Below are 15,636 nucleotides of genomic sequence, written 5' to 3'. Positions count from 1 at the left end.
CTGACTGTTCTTACTTCGCGCCGACCAGGGCGGCGACCGCCTGCGCGGCGAGCTTCAGGCGCTGGCGCACGACCGAACGGCCGAGGATCGCCATGGAATCGAAGAGCGGCAGCGAGCGCGATGAGCCGGAGACGGCGACGAAGAGCGGCGAGACCACGACCTTCAGCTTCTTGCCCATGCGGTCGGAGATCGCGCGCAACTCCGCCTCGATTGTCTCGACATTCCACTCCAGGATCTTTTCGAGATCCGGCTGAACGGCGTTGAGGATCTCCAGAATCTCTTCCGGCGGCGACTTGATCTTGGCGAAGTCGGACGGCTGCAGGCCGAGATCGGACTTCAGCAGGAAGCCGGCGAGATCGGGCAGCTCGCCGAGCTTGGAAATTCGGGTCTGCGACAGGCGCAGACCCGCCTTTAGACGGTCGTTTTCCATCGCCCAGGCCAGCACGCGCGCCTGGAATTCCTCTTCGGACAGCTTCTCGCGAATCCAGCGACCGTTCAGCCAGTCGAGCTTCTGGATATCGAAGATCGCGCCGGCCTTGGACAGGTTGTCGGGGTCGAACTTCTCGGAGAGTTCGTCCATTGTCAGCAGCTCTTCGCCTTCGGCGATCTGGATGAAGAACAGGCCGAGGAAGTTCATCAGCGCTTCCGGGATATAGCCGAGCGCGGAATAATAGGAGATCGAGGTCGGGTTCTTGCGCTTCGACAGCTTCGACTTGTCGGCATTGCGCATCAGCGACAGATGCATGAAGACCGGCTGGTCCCAGCCGAAATAGCGATAAAGCAGGATGTGCTTCGGCACCGAAGCCAGCCATTCCTCGCCGCGCGCCACATGGGTGATCTTCATCAGATGGTCGTCGATTACGTTGGCCATGTGATAGGTCGGCATGCCGTCGGCCTTGATCAGCACCTGCATGTCGACGGAATCCCAGGGGATGGAGACATCGCCATAGACGCCGTCGGTGAAATCGCAGGAGCCTTCGGCCGGGATCTTCATGCGGATGACCGAGGCTTCGCCGGCGGCAGTGCGCGACGTCACTTCCTCCGCCGTCAGGCTGAGGCAGAGACCGTCATATTTCGGCGGCTTGCCGGCGGCGCGCTGCGCCTCGCGCATCTGCTCCAGCCGCGCTGGCGTGCAGAAACAGCGGAAGGCGTGGCCCTTGTCCAGCAGTTCCTGCGCATAAGGCTGGTAGATCGGCTTGCGGTCGGACTGGCGATAGGGGCCGTAGGGGCCGCCGATATCGGGACCTTCCTTCCATTCCAGCCCGCACCATTTCAGCGCGTCCAGGACCTTCGTCTCGAATTCCGGCGTCGAGCGCGTCGCATCAGTATCTTCGATGCGCAGGATGAATTCGCCGCCGTGCTTCTTGGCGAAGAGATAGTTGAAGAGAGCGATATAAGCGGTGCCGACATGCGGCTCGCCGGTCGGCGAGGGAGCGATGCGGACGCGGACGCCGGAAGTTGTCATTGCTATGGCCCGTCAATGAATGCCGGACGGTTTTCGCGGGAAAGCGACGTTCGGCCGGAAGGATGCAGATATCTTCGGCAAACCGGCCGGAAAAAGGGCATGCGCCCGCACCATCCGCCGATCGTCCGTTCGGCTGGCCTTAGGCCATATTCAACCCGGCGCGTCAAGAAAAACCGCGCCTGCAAGGCCTAGCGACACTGGGGCAGGGCGCGCCGGTTGCGGCGCGCCCCTTGCGTCGGTCTCAGTGGGTGCCTTCGCGTTTGCGCTTGCGGGCATTGCGCGCGAACATATTCAGCACCTCGACCAGCGCCGAGAAGGCCATGGCGGCATAGACGTAGCCCTTCGGCACGTGGAAGCCCATGCCTTCGGCGATCAGGGTCGTGCCGATCATCAGCAGGAACGCGAGCGCCAGCATGACGATCGTCGGGTTCCGCTCGATGAAGTTGGCAAGCGGGTTTGCGGCAACCAGCATGACGGTGACGGCGGCGATGACGGCGATGACCATGATCGGCAGATGCGGCGTCATGCCGACGGCGGTGATGATGCTGTCGACGGAGAAGACGAGATCGAGCAACAGGATCTGGCCGATCGCCGATGCGAAGCCTGTTGTGACGGACGTCGCGATGAAATCCTCCTGATGGTCGACCGGATCGACGGTGTGGTGAATTTCCTTGGTGGCCTTCCAGACGAGAAACAGGCCGCCGGCGATCAGGATCAGATCCTTCCAGGAAAAGCCGTGGCCGAAGGCCGTAAACAATGGTTCGGTCAGCTGCACGATCCAGGCGACGGTGCCGAGCAGTCCCAGGCGCATGACCAGCGCCAGACCGATGCCGATCTTGCGGGCCTTTTCCCTGTGTTCGGGCGGCAGTTTGTTGGTCAGAATGGAAATGAAGATCAGGTTGTCGATCCCGAGAACGACTTCCATCACCACCAGCGTGATGAGCGCCACCCAGGCGGCCGGATCCTGAATGAGCGTCATGATGTCCTGCATCAGAATATACCCCTTTGCGTCACATGAATGAATGACGCGCGCAATGTAATGTCGGCGGCCTGCCACGCAAGCGCCGCAAGGGGGTATACGGAATCGATGTGACTTTTATTCCCTAGAGCAGGATGTTGTCCGACCCGCTCACAGTTTTCGGCATCATGCTCTGATCGGCAACCAGATTTCGGTGACGCCCATGCCGGTATAGGGGTCGAAGCGTTCGTCATAACGCTCGAACATATCGGGTGTCTCGCCGTGTTCGAGGCCGGAGGTCGGCCACCATGTGCCGAAAATCCGGTGCATAGTCGCGGAAATGCCGGAGACATGGCCGCGATGGGTGAAGACCACATAGCGCTGGCCCGGAAGCTTGAGCGTCGCAAAATCCGCCGGCAGATCGGCGGCGTCGGAGACTTCGACCGCGGCCATATAGCGGAATTTTTCCGCCTCGCCGTCGAGATGGGTGCAGACGCCGTAGGCGACATTCCCCTTCTGGCCTGATATGTGGCCGAAATGGGCATTGAATTTCTGCCAGAGAGACGGGATGGCGGCATTGCCGCCATAGGGATAGATCTCCTGCAGACCGGCAAGGAGCATCGGCTGCAGGGTTTCGAAGCGGGGTGGTTCGAGGTCGTTGAGGTGGGCGGGGTCCATTCTGATCGGCTCCAGCAAGACAAGGTTACGGGCGTGCCCCTGTCGGCGCACCGCCTCCGGCGTCAGGCCAAACTGGTCGCGGAAGGCACGGGTGAAAGCCTCGTGCGAGCTGTAGCCCGCGCAAAGCGCAACCTCGAGAATGGTGGATGACGCGCCGACAAGCGCGGGCACGGCACGGCTGAGGCGCCGCCCTCTGATATAGCCGCTGATCGAGTGGCCGGTCACGAGCCCGAAGACGCGCGACAGGTGATAGCGCGACAATCCGGCTGCTTCCGATATCTGTTCCAGCGATAAATCGCTGTCGAAATGGCTCTCGATGAACCAGATCGCCCGTGCGATGGCGCTCATCCCTTACTCCCTGGCTGCGACCTCTCTCTTAAAGAAATTCCGACAGCCGGGTTTGATCGTCGTTGCGGAATTTGGCCGATGCAGGGCGGCAGTCAAGAATGGCGTCAGCCGGCCTCATGCCGGCGGGCGCCGTAGGCGGCCATGAAGACCCGGATCGCGCCGCGGATGACGCGGTCGATTTCCTCGCGGGACGGCGGCTCTTCCATGCTTCCGAACAGGCGGAGCTTGAAGAAGCTGCCGCTGGCGAGATCGAGGAACTGGCCGGCGGCCAGATCGATGTCGTCAATCTTAAGCGTGCCTTCGGCGACGTGCCGTTCGAGGAAATCGCGCATGATTGTGCGCAGGTTTACCGGACCCTTGAAGAAGCGCTGACAGAGCACCGGCATGCGGTCGCGAACGCCAAGAACGGTGCGCATCGCGTTGATGACCTTTTCGTCGGTCATGTGGGTGACGAAGCTTATCCCGAATTCGTACAGGCCGGCTTCGGGATCGTCATGCTCGGCAAGCGCGGTGCGCACGGCGTCCACGAAAGCGGCGCGCTCGGCTTCGATCATTGCCGAAAACAGTTCTTCCTTGTTGGTGAAATAAACGTAGAGCGTTCCCTTGGAGACGCCTGCTTCACGCGTCACGTCGTTCATGCTGGCGGCGTCGAAACCCATCTTCATGAAGACACGTTTGGCGCCGGCGAGGATCTGCTGGCGTTTTGCCGGATCTTCGCCCGCAGCAAACCGGCCTCCGCCAACGGGAGGGCTGAAGACGGCGGCATGGTCGGGTTTCAAGGTCATTTTTCCTTAACCGTGTTCACGGTTTCGTCTTTTCTTTAAAGAAATCGAACCGATTGGTTCTATACACCTTGATATGACGGCAAAACAGGTTTAAGTCAACTGAACCGAACCGTTCAGTTCGATTATTTACTCCAAGATCGGTAAAGTGGCCATGTCGAGCAACCAGAAAAGCAACGTCGCGCGTATCGTCAGCGAAAAGGCCGGGTCCGAAGAGGTCAAGGCCGAGGTCGTGACCGTTGTTGAGGCTCCGACGGCGGAAGCCCTGGAAAAACCGTCTGCCCCTGCGCAGTCGGCGCCGGCTTCGGTCGCCGCACCGGCGGCGGCCAAAAAGCGCCGCAGCCCGGTGCTGCCAATCGTCGTGCTTGCTCTGCTGGCGGGCGGCGGCTGGTATGGATACGAATGGTGGACGAACGGCCGCTTCATGGTGTCGACGGACGATGCCTATATCGAGGGCGATATTGCAACGATTTCGCCAAAGGTCACGGGCTACGTCGCGAAGGTGAATGTAGTCGCCAACCAGGAAGTCAAAGCGGGCGACGTGCTTGCCACGCTTGATAACGGCGACTATCAGAATGCCCTCGATCAGGCTGAGGCCCAGATCGCCACCGAACAGCTTTCGCTGCAGCGCATCGACGCGCAGATCGAAGGCGCCAATGCAAGCCTTGCGCAGGCGCAGGCGCAGAAGGTGGCACTCGAAGCGGCCGTTCGTGGCGCCGAGATTACCCAGAAACGCCAGAGCGAGCTTCAGGCGAAGTCAGTCGGCACGGCTGCCGATCTCGACAATGCCAATATCGCGCTCGACCAGGCCAAGGCCAATCTTGCCGGCGGCGACGCCAATATCACCGCTGCACAGGCCAATATCACCATTCTGCAGGCCCAGCGTAAGGAAGCCGAAGGTTCGGTCCGGGCGCTGGAGATCTCGCGCGACAAGGCGGCCCGCGATCTCTCCTTCACCGTGCTCAAGGCGCCTTATGACGGCATCGTCGGCAATCGCTCGGTCCAGGAAGGCGATCTTGTCTCGCCCGGCCAGCGGCTGATGGCGCTCGTTCCGGTGCATGAGCTCTATATCGACGCCAACTTCAAGGAAACGCAGATCCAGCATCTCGTTGCCGGCTCGAAGGTCAACGTTCATGTCGATGCCTATAGCGACCATCCTGTCGTCGGCACCGTCGAATCGATTTCGCCGGCATCCGGCTCGGTCTTCTCCCTGCTGCCGCCGGAGAATGCGACGGGCAATTTCACCAAGGTGATCCAGCGCGTGCCGGTGCGCATCGCGCTGCCGCAGGATGCGCTCGACAGCGGCCGTCTGCGCGCGGGCCTCAGCGTCGTCGTCGACGTCGATACGCGCACGGCGCCAAGCAAGTAAGCCTTTAGAGCAATTCCAGCAAAAGTGTGCAGCGGTTTTGCGCCCGGAATTGCGTGAAAACAAAGAGATAGAGCATTTTCGTTGCTCAGAAACGGAAATGCTCTAGACAAGGCGGAGGTGGTCCGATGGCCGGAAGCGCGACAGCAACAGCGGGGACGATTCCGGCAGCGCCTGCCCATGCCGGGGATCGCATGGATCCGCGGAAGCTCATCGCCTTCTTCGCGATGGTGCTCGGCATGTTCATGTCGATCCTCGACATCCAGATCGTCTCGGCCTCGCTTGCCGAAATCCAGGCCGGGCTTTCGGCCGGCTCGGACGAGATCGGCTGGGTGCAGACGGCCTATCTGATCGCCGAAGTGATCATGATCCCGCTGTCGGGCACACTGGCGCGCATCATTTCGACGCGTTATCTCTTCGCGATCTCGGCCGCCGGTTTCACCATGGCGAGCGCGCTGGCGGCGACGGCGACGAATATCGATCAGATGATCGTCTACCGCGCCATCCAGGGCTTCATCGGCGGCGGCATGATCCCCTCGGTGTTTGCGGCCGCCTTCACGATATTCCCGCCGTCGAAGCGCAGCATCGTCTCGCCGATCATCGGCCTGATCGCGACGCTGGCGCCGACCATCGGCCCGACAGTCGGCGGCTATCTCAGCCACGCCTTCTCCTGGCACTGGCTGTTCCTGGTCAATATCGTTCCCGGCATCATCGTCACGCTGGTCACCTGGAACTTTATCGATTTCGACAAGCCGGAACTGTCGCTCTTCAAGAAGTTCGACTGGTGGGGACTGATCTCGATGGGGATCTTCCTCGGCACGCTGGAATATGTGCTCGAAGAGGGCAATTCGAACGATTGGTTCAACGACAGCTCGATTGCGATTGCCGCCGTCGCCTCCGGCGTTGCAGCCATCGTCTTCTTCTACCGCGCCTTTACGGTGGATTTTCCCGTCGTCGACCTCAAGGCCTTTGCCAACCGGAATTTCTCCTTCGGCTCGGTGTTTTCCTTCGTCATGGGCATCGGCCTTTATGGCCTCACCTATATCTATCCGGTCTATCTCGGCCGCATCCGCGGCTATGACTCGTTGATGATCGGCGAGACGATGTTCGTCTCCGGGCTGGCGATGTTCTTCACCGCGCCGATCGCCGGGCGGCTGTCGACCAAGATGGATCTGCGCCTGATGATGGTGATCGGCTTCATCAGTTTCGCCGCCGGCACATATATCATGATCCATCTGACGGCGGATTGGGACTTTTACGAGCTGTTCATCCCGCAGATCCTGCGCGGCTTCGGGCTGATGATGTGCATGGTGCCGATCAACAATATCGCGCTCGGCACCATGCCGCCCTCGCGCATCCGCGGCGCGTCCGGCCTGTTCAACCTGACCAGAAACCTGGGCGGTGCCGTCGGCCTTGCTGTCATCAACACCGTGCTGACCAACCGGCAGGACGTGCATTACGAGCGGCTGCGCGAGAATATGGATTGGGGCAATCCGGCGGCGATCGACCAGATGAACAACATGGCCGCCAATTTCAACAGCTACGGCATGGATGGCAGCTCGGTCGCGATCAAACAGATGGTCGGCCTTGCCACCAAACAGGCGGTTATCCTCTCGTTCAGCGATATCTTCCTGATCCTGACCGCGCTTTTCGTTGCGATGATCTTCGGCGTCGCGATGATCAAGAAACCCGCGCCGCAAGGCGGGGGAGGCGGTGGCGGCCACTGACCTCCGGCCTGCCGCCCCATGAAAAGGTCCTCTCCGGAGGGCCTTTTTGTTTGCAGTTTTCCGGCCCCTATGCGATCAGCCAATAATAGCCTTGCATCCCGGCCCAAGGCCGTCGGCAATGCGGGAAAAGCGGCGCGCGAGTCGGCCCGTTCGATTTTTTGATTTACGTACATCAAAATTGGCGTTAATTGATCTCATCAGGAGGAATGATGAGGCCAACAGTTCACGATATCGCTGCCGCTGCCGGGGTCAGTCTTGCGACTGTCGATCGGGTTCTTAACCAGCGCCCGGGCGTGCGTCACGTCACTCGGGAAAAGGTCGAGACTGCGATTCGCGAGCTCGGTTATATCAGGGACGTGGCCGCCGCCAATCTCGCCAAAGGGCGCACCTATCCCCTCGTTTTCATCCTGCCGGCCAGCGACAATTCCTTCATGCACGGGCTGAATGCCGAGATCCGGCAGGCGATCGTTCGCTCGCCGGCCGAACGCACCAATATCCGCACCATCGAGGTGTCGGCTTTCGATCCGGCCGCCCTAGTCTGCGTACTGGAAGGGCTGGCCCGGGAGAAGCCTTGCGGCATCGCAATGGTGGCGACCGATGCGCCGGAAGTTCGTGCTACCGTCGACAGGCTGGTGCGTGCAGGGTTTCCGATCGTCACTCTGGTGTCTGACCTCACGGGGTCGCTGCGCCACCACTATGCCGGCGTCGACAATATCGCCGCCGGCCGCACGGCGGCGCGTCTGCTCGGCCGCTTTCTCGGGCCGCGAAAGGGCGAGATCGCCGTGCTCGCCGGGTCCATGCTGGTGCGCGACCATCGCGAGCGGCTGGAGGGCTTCACCGCAGTCATGGCCGAGGAATTTCCCGATCTGGCGATCCTGCCGGTTCTCGAAGGTCGTGACGATCCGGAGATCGCCCATATGCTCGTCGCCGGCGCGCTTGCCAGGAATGCCGGCATTGTCGGCGTCTACAGCCTCGGCGCCGGCAATCGCGGCCTCGTCCGCGCGCTGAAGGAGAAGGCCGTCGACCGGACGCTGACCGTCATCGCCCATGAACTGACCACCCATACGCGGGCGGCGCTCATCGACAATACGATCGATGCGATCCTCAATCAGGACGCCGGCCATGAAGTGCGCAGTGCGATCCGCGTGCTGAAAGCCAAGGCGGACGGGCTCTCGGTTATCGACGCGCAGGAGCGCATCCGTCTCGACATTTTCCTGAAAGACAATCTGCCGTAACGGCAAAGGAGCAACCCCATGTATCTCGGTCTCGATCTCGGAACTTCCGGCGTCAAGGCAATGCTGATCGACGGCGATCAGACGATCGTCGGCTCGGCCAATGGTTCGCTCGACGTCTCGCGTCCGCATTCGGGCTGGTCGGAACAGGAGCCGGCCCATTGGGTGCGCGCCGCGCAAGAGGCCGTCGCCGGTCTCAAGGCAAAACATTCGAAAGAGCTTGCCGCGGTGAGGGGTATCGGCCTTTCCGGGCAGATGCACGGTGCGACGCTGATCGATGCCGCCGACAAGGTACTGCGCCCCTGCATCCTCTGGAACGATACGCGCAGCCACGCCGAGGCCGCCGCCCTCGACGCCGATCCGCGTTTCCGTGCGCTGACCGGCAATATCGTCTTTCCCGGCTTTACGGCGCCGAAACTCGCCTGGGTGAGGAAGCACGAGCCTGAGGTTTTCGCGAAGATCGCCAAGGTGCTGCTGCCGAAGGACTATCTGCGTCTGTGGCTGACCGGCGAATATATGTCCGAAATGTCGGATTCGGCCGGCACCTCCTGGCTCGACACCGGCAAGCGCGCCTGGTCGTCCGAGCTGCTCGCCGCCACCGATCTTTCAGAGGAGCAGATGCCGGCGCTTGTCGAAGGCACGGCGCAGGCCGGCAGGCTACGCTCTGAACTGGCGGCACAATGGGGCATATCAGGGGGTGTCGTCGTTGCCGGCGGCGCGGGCGACAATGCGGCTTCGGCCTGCGGCATGGGCACCGTCAGCGATGGCGCCGCTTTCGTCTCGCTCGGCACCTCGGGCGTGCTTTTTGCCGCCAATGGCTCCTACCTGCCGAAGCCGGAAAGCGCCGTGCATGCCTTCTGTCACGCGCTGCCGAATACCTGGCATCAGATGGGCGTCATCCTGTCGGCCACCGATGCGCTCAACTGGCATTCCGGCGTGACCGGCAAATCGGCGGGCGATCTCACCGGCGAACTCGGCGAGACGCTGAAGGCGCCGACCGGCGTTACCTTCCTGCCTTATCTTTCCGGCGAACGCACGCCGCACAATGATGCGGTCATCCGTGGCGCTTTCATCGGCCTGGAACATGAAAGCAGCCGCGCCGTGCTCACCCAGTCCGTGCTCGAAGGCGTCGCCTTCGCCATCCGCGACAATCTCGAAGCGCTGCGGTCGGCCGGCACTGGCATCTCCCGCGTCACGGCAATCGGCGGCGGTTCGCGCTCGCGCTACTGGCTGGCGGCGATCGCCACTGCCCTCGGCGTTCCGGTCGACCTGCCCGCCGACGGCGATTTCGGCGCGGCCTTCGGTGCCGCCCGCCTTGGCCTGATCGCCGCGACGGGTGCCGATCCGGTTGCCGTCTGCACCCCGCCGGTGACATCAGGCACGATCGAACCGGTGTCGGCGCTGAGCGGCGCTTACGAGGATGCCTATAGGCGTTACCGCGCACTCTATCCGGCGATCAAATCGCTGGCGCATTGAGAACTGCAGCCTGTGGCCCCCTCATCCGCCTGCCGGCACTTTCTCCCCGCTGGGGAGAAGAGAATCGCGGCGGCGCCTCATTCCCCTTCTCCCCTTGGGGGTCCGAAGGACGGGGCGAGCGCGTGGCTCGCCCCTGGCAAAGGTGGCCCGAAGGGTCGGATGAGGGGGCCACAGGCGCAAACGACAAGACCGAACTACCACCCAAGGAGACCTGACATGAGCACCGGATTTTTCGGCGATATCCAGAAAATCAAATATGAAGGCCCCGACAGCACCAACCCGTTGGCCTTCCGCCATTACCAGCCAGACGAGATCGTTCTCGGCAAGCGCATGGAAGACCATCTGCGTTTTGCGGTGGCCTATTGGCACACCTTCACCTGGCCGGGCGGCGACCCCTTCGGCGGCCAGACCTTCCTGCGTCCGTGGTTCGAAGACACGATGAAGGCTGCCAAGCTCAAAGCCGACGTCGCTTTCGAATTCTTCTCGCTGCTCGGCGCGCCCTATTACTGCTTCCATGACGCCGACGTGCGCCCCGAGGGCAGGAACTTCGCCGAGAACACCAAAAATCTAAACGAAATCGTCGACTACTTCGCTGAGAAGCAGGCGGCGACCGGCACCAAACTGCTCTGGGGTACGGCCAACCTCTTCTCCAACCGGCGTTACATGTCGGGAGCGGCGACCAACCCGGATCCCGATGTCTTTGCCTTCGCAGCCGCGACGGTCAAGACCTGCATCGACGCCACGCAGAAGCTCGGCGGCGAGAACTACGTGCTCTGGGGCGGCCGCGAAGGTTACGAAACGCTGCTCAACACCGATCTCAAGCGCGAGCTCGACCAGCTCGGCCGCTTCCTCAACCTCGTCGTCGAATACAAGCACAAGATCGGCTTCAAGGGCACGATCCTGATCGAGCCGAAGCCGCAGGAGCCGACCAAGCACCAGTACGACTATGACGTCGCGACCGTTTACGGCTTCCTCAAGAAGCACGGCCTTGAAAACGAGGTGAAGGTCAATATCGAGCAGGGCCATGCGATCCTCGCCGGCCACTCCTTCGAGCACGAGCTGGCGCTCGCCAATGCGCTCGGCATCTTCGGCTCGATCGACATGAACCGCAACGACTACCAGTCCGGCTGGGACACCGACCAGTTCCCGAACAATGTTCCGGAGATGGCGCTTGCCTATTACCACGTTCTGGCAGGCGGCGGCTTCAAGACCGGCGGCACCAACTTCGACGCCAAGCTGCGCCGCCAGTCGCTCGATCCGGCAGACCTGCTGATCGGCCATATCGGCGGCATGGATTGCTGCGCGCGCGGCCTCAAGGCGGCGGCCAAGATGATCGAAGACAAGGCTCTGTCGCAGCCGCTTGCCGATCGTTACGCCGGCTGGGAATCGGCCGAGGCGCAGAAGCTCTTCCGCGGTGAGTATTCGCTGGATGAGATCACCAACTGGGTCGAGAGCCACGACGTCAACCCGCAGCCGAAATCGGGCAAGCAGGAACTGCTTGAAAACGTCGTCAACCGTTACGTCTGATAAAGCGCGCCGGCGGCCAGCGGTCGCCGGCGCAGCTCTTTGTAGCCGGCTATTATCGCGTCTTCAGCGCTTCAACCATAGGCGCGACGGTGCGGAGACGGAGTTGCGAACCACCAGATCCGGCCGCAGCAAGATTTCCGTCTCGGCCGGGCGGCCATCGGACAAGAGTTCCAACAGCAGCGCCATGGCCTGTTTGCCGATCGCCGTTCGCGGCTGGCGGATCGTCGTCAGCGAAGGCGATATGAAGACGGCCTGCGGCACGTCGTCGAAACCGGTCACCGAGAAATCGCGTGGAATGTCGTAGCCACGTGCCCCGAGCCCGACCATGACGCCGATCGCCGTCTGATCGTTCACGCACATGAAGGCGGTCGGAAGCGTGTCGCGCATGAAAAGCTGTTCAACCGCATGCCGGCCGCTCTCGATCGTGCCGTCGCCTTCGAGCACGATCCTGAGATCCGGCGGGATGCCGGCGGCATCGAGGCCGGCATCGTAACCCATGCGGCGTCTGACATAGGCAAGCCGGGTGCGGGAATCGCCGATGAAGGCGATCTTGCGATGGCCTTCGGCCAGCAGCAGATCCACCGCCTTTCGCGCCCCTTCGCTATCGTCGACGCCGACATAGGGAATGCCTCCGTTGAAGACCGGTTCGAAAACGCCGACGCTCGGCGGCAGCCGCGCGGTCATCGTCTGATGACCGAAGGGCAGGATGCCGGTGAAAAGGATCAGCCCGGCCGCTTGGTTGGAGTTGAAGAATTTCAGATATTCCAGGCCGCGCTGGGCATCGTTCTGCGTGTGGCCGATCAGGACGCCGTAGCCATGGGCGCGGGCCTCGTTCTCCAGGCCGACGAGAATATTGGAGAAATTGGGGTCGCCGATATCGGGCGCCACCACGAGGATCATGTTGGAGCGGCCGAGCCTGAGGCTGCGCGCCATGGCGTTGGTGGTGTAGCCGGTGACGGCGATCGCCTGGTTGACTTTGAGCCGCGTGGAGTTGGCCACCTTCTCCGGCGTGTGAATCGCCCGCGAAACCGTTGCGATGGAGACTTCGGCGATCCGGGCGACGTCTTCGATTGTTGCGGGCGTGGAATTCGACACTGGGCTCTGCCTTGGGGCTGTCTTCGCCGCGACACTACACAGACTTGTCGACAGGTCAAAGGCAGGCTTCGACGGATCTGCTTAAATCCACGATGTAAACCTTTACATGCTCGATGTAAAGGTTTACATAAAGTCCCAAAGCGGACGGGAGCCGTAAGCGCACGCGCCTGAAAGTCGGAGACGGTTTTCAGAAGCAGAATCTGCGCTAGTTCAAGATGATGGAGCGTTGCCGGCGCGTGCTGCCGGATGCAAGGCGCTTCTGGGGGAGGCATGATGACCGTGGAGATCGCCGACACCGCGCCTGTGGTGCTGTCCGCAAGGCGTATATGCAAATCCTTCAGCGGCGTGCAGGTCCTCTTCAGCGTGAACTTCGATCTTCGCGCCGGCGAAATTCATGCGCTGATGGGTGAAAACGGCGCTGGCAAGTCCACGCTCGTCAAGGTGTTGTCGGGCTTCGAACAGCCGAGTTCCGGCGAAATCCTGCTCGACGGCAAGCCTGTCGTGCTGCCGCCTAATGGCGCGGCGGAAGCACTCGGTATTGTCATCATTCACCAGGAATTCAATCTCGCCGACCACCTGACCGTGACGGAAAGCCTTTTCCTCGGGCGTGAGGTGACTCGTTTCGGTGTACTGGATCGCAAATACATGCGCGCTGAGACGCGCAAGGTGCTCGATGTGCTCGGTTCGCATGTCGACGAGAATGCGCTGATCAGCACGCTTTCCATCGCCGACAAGCAGATGGTCGAGATCGCCAAGGCGATCAGCCGCGATGCGCGCGTCGTTTTCATGGACGAGCCGACGGCCGTCCTGTCGCGGGAAGAGACCAATATGCTCTTCAAGCAGGTGCGCAAGCTGCGCGACCAGGGCACCAGCTTCGTCTTCGTATCCCATAAGCTCGACGAGGTAATGGAGCTGACAGATCGGGTGACGGTGCTGCGCGATGGACAGTGGATCAAGACGTCGCCGACATCAATTCTCGATGGGGAATCGATCGCGCAGCTGATGGTCGGCCGCGAGCTTTCCAGCCTCTATCCCGCCAAGGTCGAGCCGGATGTCGACGAGGAGGTCGTTTTGAGCGTTTACTCGGTGTCGACCGATTATGTCAGGGATGCGAGCTTTGAGGTGCGCAAGGGCGAGATTATCGGCTTTTCCGGGATGATCGGCTCCGGCCGAACCGAATTGATGGAGGCGATCGCCGGCCTGCGAAGCCGCCTCGAGGGTGACGTGGTCATCAAGGGGCAGAACGTTCCCTCCGGCGATGTGCATGCGGCCAATCGCTGCGGGCTTGCCTACATGACCAAGGACCGCAAGTCGAAGGGCTTGCTGCTGCGCTCCGGCATGATGACCAATCTGACGCTGCAATCGCTCGGAAGGCATTCTCGCCACGGTTATCTCAGTCCCGGCAGTGAGGCGGCTGCTCTGGCGAAGGCCAAGCGCCGCTTCGACATCAGGGTTCGCGACGGCAATATTCTTGCCGGCCGCATGTCCGGCGGGAACCAGCAGAAGCTGCTCTTGGCGAAGGTCATGGAGACCGAGCCTGATATCATCATCATCGACGAGCCGACGCGCGGCATCGACGTCGGCACCAAGCAGCAGATCTATCATTTCATCTCGGCACTCGCCCGCGACGGCCGGTCGATCATTGTCGTTTCCTCGGAGATGCCCGAGGTCATCGGCCTGTGCACGCGTGTGGTGGTGATGCGCGAGGGACATATCGTCGGCGTGCTCGAAGGCGACGAGATTTCCGAGCAGGAGATCATGCGCTACGCCGCCGGCCTCAAGAAGAAGGCGGCCGCCTGATGCATGTCGCCCCGACAGCGTGCCGCGGTTCGGGAGACATGCATAAGACAAAGACCTGAGCGGACGGGACTTTGCCGACGCGGACAATAGATAACATGCCCAGGCAGGCTGGGACGGGAGGTGGTTTTGGACATGAGTGTGAACGAGGAGACCAGGGAAATCCGGCGCAGGTCCTGGCGTGACGTTGATCTGCGCGCAGTCGCACCTTTTGCCGCTTTGGCCTTGCTTCTCATCGTCGGCGCACTGGTCAATCCGAATTTCATCGGCATCACCAATCTTGCCAACGTCGCGACACGCTGCGCTTTCATCGCCATTATCGCCGTCGGCGCAACCTTCGTGATCTCCGCCGGAGACCTCGATCTTTCCGTCGGCTCGATGGTGGCCTTTGTAGCCAGCCTGATGATCCTGCTGATCAATTCGGGCGTCATTGTCGACCCGGTGCTTATGCTGACGGCGGCTGTGGTCTTCACGGTCATTGCGGGGGCGCTTTGCGGCCTCGCCAACGGTCTCATCACCACCGTCGGCAAAATCGAACCTTTCATCGCCACGCTCGGCACCATGGGCATTTATCGCGGCCTGACCACCTGGCTGTCGCAGGGCGGCGCGATCACGTTGCGTTCGAGCGACATCCAGACGCTCTACCGGCCGGCCTATTTCGGTAATATCCTCGGTCTTCCGGTCCCGATCGTGGTGATCCTCGTCGTCACCGCGATTGCGGCCTTCATCCTCTACCGTACGCGTTACGGCCGCCATGTCGTGGCTGTCGGTTCGAACAGCGACGTCGCGCGCTATTCCGGCATCGCCGTCAACCGCGTGCGCACCATTGCCTTCGTCATCCAAGGCCTCTGCGTGGCGATTGCCGTGCTTCTCTACGTGCCGCGTCTCGGTTCCACCTCGGCAACGACCGGCATCCTGTGGGAGTTGCAGGCGATTACCGCCGTCGTCGTTGGCGGCACGGCGCTCAAGGGTGGCGCCGGCCGTGTCTGGGGCACGATTTGCGGCGCCTTCATTCTCGAGCTCGTTGGCAACATCATGCTGCTGTCGAACTTCATCAGCGAGTATCTCATCGGTGCGATCCAGGGTGCGATCATCATCATCGCCATGCTGGTGCAGCGGTCGCTGGTGCGCAAATCATAAAGTCAGACTGTTCTCAGATTGGCCGGGCTTCACAGGGCACCCGGC

General features: G+C 61.7%; 12 protein-coding genes. 7 read left to right on the top strand and 5 right to left on the bottom strand.

Features of this window, described 5'->3' with window-relative positions; translation table 11 throughout:
* Positions 1 to 10 precede the first annotated feature (10 nt).
* The 4 genes from gltX to AMC88_RS18885 all read right to left on the bottom strand — a co-directional run bounded on the left by gltX (position 11) and on the right by AMC88_RS18885 (position 4,234).
* Complete coding sequence (gene gltX / locus AMC88_RS18900; protein WP_064825653.1) at positions 11 to 1,465, bottom strand: glutamate--tRNA ligase; 1,455 nt, start codon at positions 1,463 to 1,465, stop codon at positions 11 to 13.
* Positions 1,466 to 1,706: 241 nt separating this feature from the next.
* A complete protein-coding gene (locus tag AMC88_RS18895; RefSeq protein ID WP_041683941.1) occupies positions 1,707 to 2,456 on the bottom strand; it encodes a TerC family protein in 750 nt (249 codons plus the stop codon).
* A 153-nt stretch (positions 2,457 to 2,609) separates the two neighbouring features.
* Entirely contained in the window at positions 2,610 to 3,449 is an 840-nt protein-coding gene (locus tag AMC88_RS18890; protein ID WP_064825652.1) for an AraC family transcriptional regulator, read from the bottom strand.
* Positions 3,450 to 3,553: 104 nt separating this feature from the next.
* Positions 3,554 to 4,234, bottom strand: coding sequence for a TetR/AcrR family transcriptional regulator (locus AMC88_RS18885; protein WP_010003423.1), 681 nt, complete (start codon positions 4,232 to 4,234; stop codon positions 3,554 to 3,556).
* A gap of 151 nt (positions 4,235 to 4,385) precedes the next feature.
* Between AMC88_RS18885 and AMC88_RS18880 the strand changes: the two genes are divergently transcribed.
* The 5 genes from AMC88_RS18880 (at position 4,386) to xylA (ending at position 11,559) form a co-directional block, all read left to right on the top strand.
* Positions 4,386 to 5,600: an HlyD family secretion protein gene (locus AMC88_RS18880; RefSeq protein WP_064825651.1), complete on the top strand. Its 1,215-nt coding sequence runs from the start codon at positions 4,386 to 4,388 to the stop codon at positions 5,598 to 5,600.
* 125 nt (positions 5,601 to 5,725) lie between these two features.
* The gene (locus tag AMC88_RS18875; protein WP_016737305.1) at positions 5,726 to 7,324 is read left to right on the top strand and encodes a DHA2 family efflux MFS transporter permease subunit; all 1,599 of its coding nucleotides are present in this window, start codon (positions 5,726 to 5,728) and stop codon (positions 7,322 to 7,324) included.
* 209 nt (positions 7,325 to 7,533) lie between these two features.
* Positions 7,534 to 8,559: a LacI family DNA-binding transcriptional regulator gene (locus AMC88_RS18870; protein ID WP_029532252.1), complete on the top strand. Its 1,026-nt coding sequence runs from the start codon at positions 7,534 to 7,536 to the stop codon at positions 8,557 to 8,559.
* A gap of 18 nt (positions 8,560 to 8,577) precedes the next feature.
* Entirely contained in the window at positions 8,578 to 10,032 is a 1,455-nt protein-coding gene (gene xylB / locus AMC88_RS18865; RefSeq protein ID WP_064825650.1) for a xylulokinase, read from the top strand.
* 216 nt (positions 10,033 to 10,248) lie between these two features.
* Entirely contained in the window at positions 10,249 to 11,559 is a 1,311-nt protein-coding gene (gene xylA, locus AMC88_RS18860; RefSeq protein ID WP_064822789.1) for a xylose isomerase, read from the top strand.
* A 63-nt stretch (positions 11,560 to 11,622) separates the two neighbouring features.
* On the opposite strand, the gene AMC88_RS18855 is transcribed toward xylA, so the two are convergent.
* Entirely contained in the window at positions 11,623 to 12,654 is a 1,032-nt protein-coding gene (locus tag AMC88_RS18855; RefSeq protein ID WP_012485271.1) for a LacI family DNA-binding transcriptional regulator, read from the bottom strand.
* 273 nt (positions 12,655 to 12,927) lie between these two features.
* On the opposite strand from AMC88_RS18855, the gene AMC88_RS18850 reads away from it, so the two are divergent.
* Positions 12,928 to 14,454 carry a sugar ABC transporter ATP-binding protein gene (locus tag AMC88_RS18850; RefSeq protein WP_012485270.1) on the top strand — a complete coding sequence of 509 codons (1,527 nt, stop codon included), beginning with the start codon at positions 12,928 to 12,930 and terminating at the stop codon, positions 14,452 to 14,454.
* Positions 14,455 to 14,586: 132 nt separating this feature from the next.
* Positions 14,587 to 15,591, top strand: coding sequence for an ABC transporter permease (locus AMC88_RS18845; RefSeq protein ID WP_012485269.1), 1,005 nt, complete (start codon positions 14,587 to 14,589; stop codon positions 15,589 to 15,591).
* The last annotated feature ends 45 nt before the right edge of the window (positions 15,592 to 15,636 follow it).

The sequence above is a fragment of the Rhizobium phaseoli genome, from assembly GCF_001664385.1.
In the GTDB taxonomy this organism is placed as follows: domain Bacteria; phylum Pseudomonadota; class Alphaproteobacteria; order Rhizobiales; family Rhizobiaceae; genus Rhizobium; species Rhizobium phaseoli.
This window is presented reverse-complemented; position numbering and strand designations above follow the sequence as displayed.

Bases quoted from the DNA above. Each gene is read 5' to 3' on its own strand.
- AMC88_RS18850 (WP_012485270.1), top strand. From the start codon at position 12,928: ATGACCGTGGAGATCGCCGACACCGCGCCTGTGGTGCTGTCCGCAAGG.
- xylB (WP_064825650.1), top strand. From the start codon at position 8,578: ATGTATCTCGGTCTCGATCTCGGAACTTCCGGCGTCAAGGCAATGCTG.
- AMC88_RS18885 (WP_010003423.1), bottom strand. From the start codon at position 4,234: ATGACCTTGAAACCCGACCATGCCGCCGTCTTCAGCCCTCCCGTTGGC.
- AMC88_RS18875 (WP_016737305.1), top strand. From the start codon at position 5,726: ATGGCCGGAAGCGCGACAGCAACAGCGGGGACGATTCCGGCAGCGCCT.
- AMC88_RS18870 (WP_029532252.1), top strand. From the start codon at position 7,534: ATGAGGCCAACAGTTCACGATATCGCTGCCGCTGCCGGGGTCAGTCTT.
- AMC88_RS18895 (WP_041683941.1), bottom strand. From the start codon at position 2,456: ATGCAGGACATCATGACGCTCATTCAGGATCCGGCCGCCTGGGTGGCG.
- gltX (WP_064825653.1), bottom strand. From the start codon at position 1,465: ATGACAACTTCCGGCGTCCGCGTCCGCATCGCTCCCTCGCCGACCGGC.
- AMC88_RS18845 (WP_012485269.1), top strand. From the start codon at position 14,587: ATGAGTGTGAACGAGGAGACCAGGGAAATCCGGCGCAGGTCCTGGCGT.
- xylA (WP_064822789.1), top strand. From the start codon at position 10,249: ATGAGCACCGGATTTTTCGGCGATATCCAGAAAATCAAATATGAAGGC.
- AMC88_RS18880 (WP_064825651.1), top strand. From the start codon at position 4,386: ATGTCGAGCAACCAGAAAAGCAACGTCGCGCGTATCGTCAGCGAAAAG.
- AMC88_RS18890 (WP_064825652.1), bottom strand. From the start codon at position 3,449: ATGAGCGCCATCGCACGGGCGATCTGGTTCATCGAGAGCCATTTCGAC.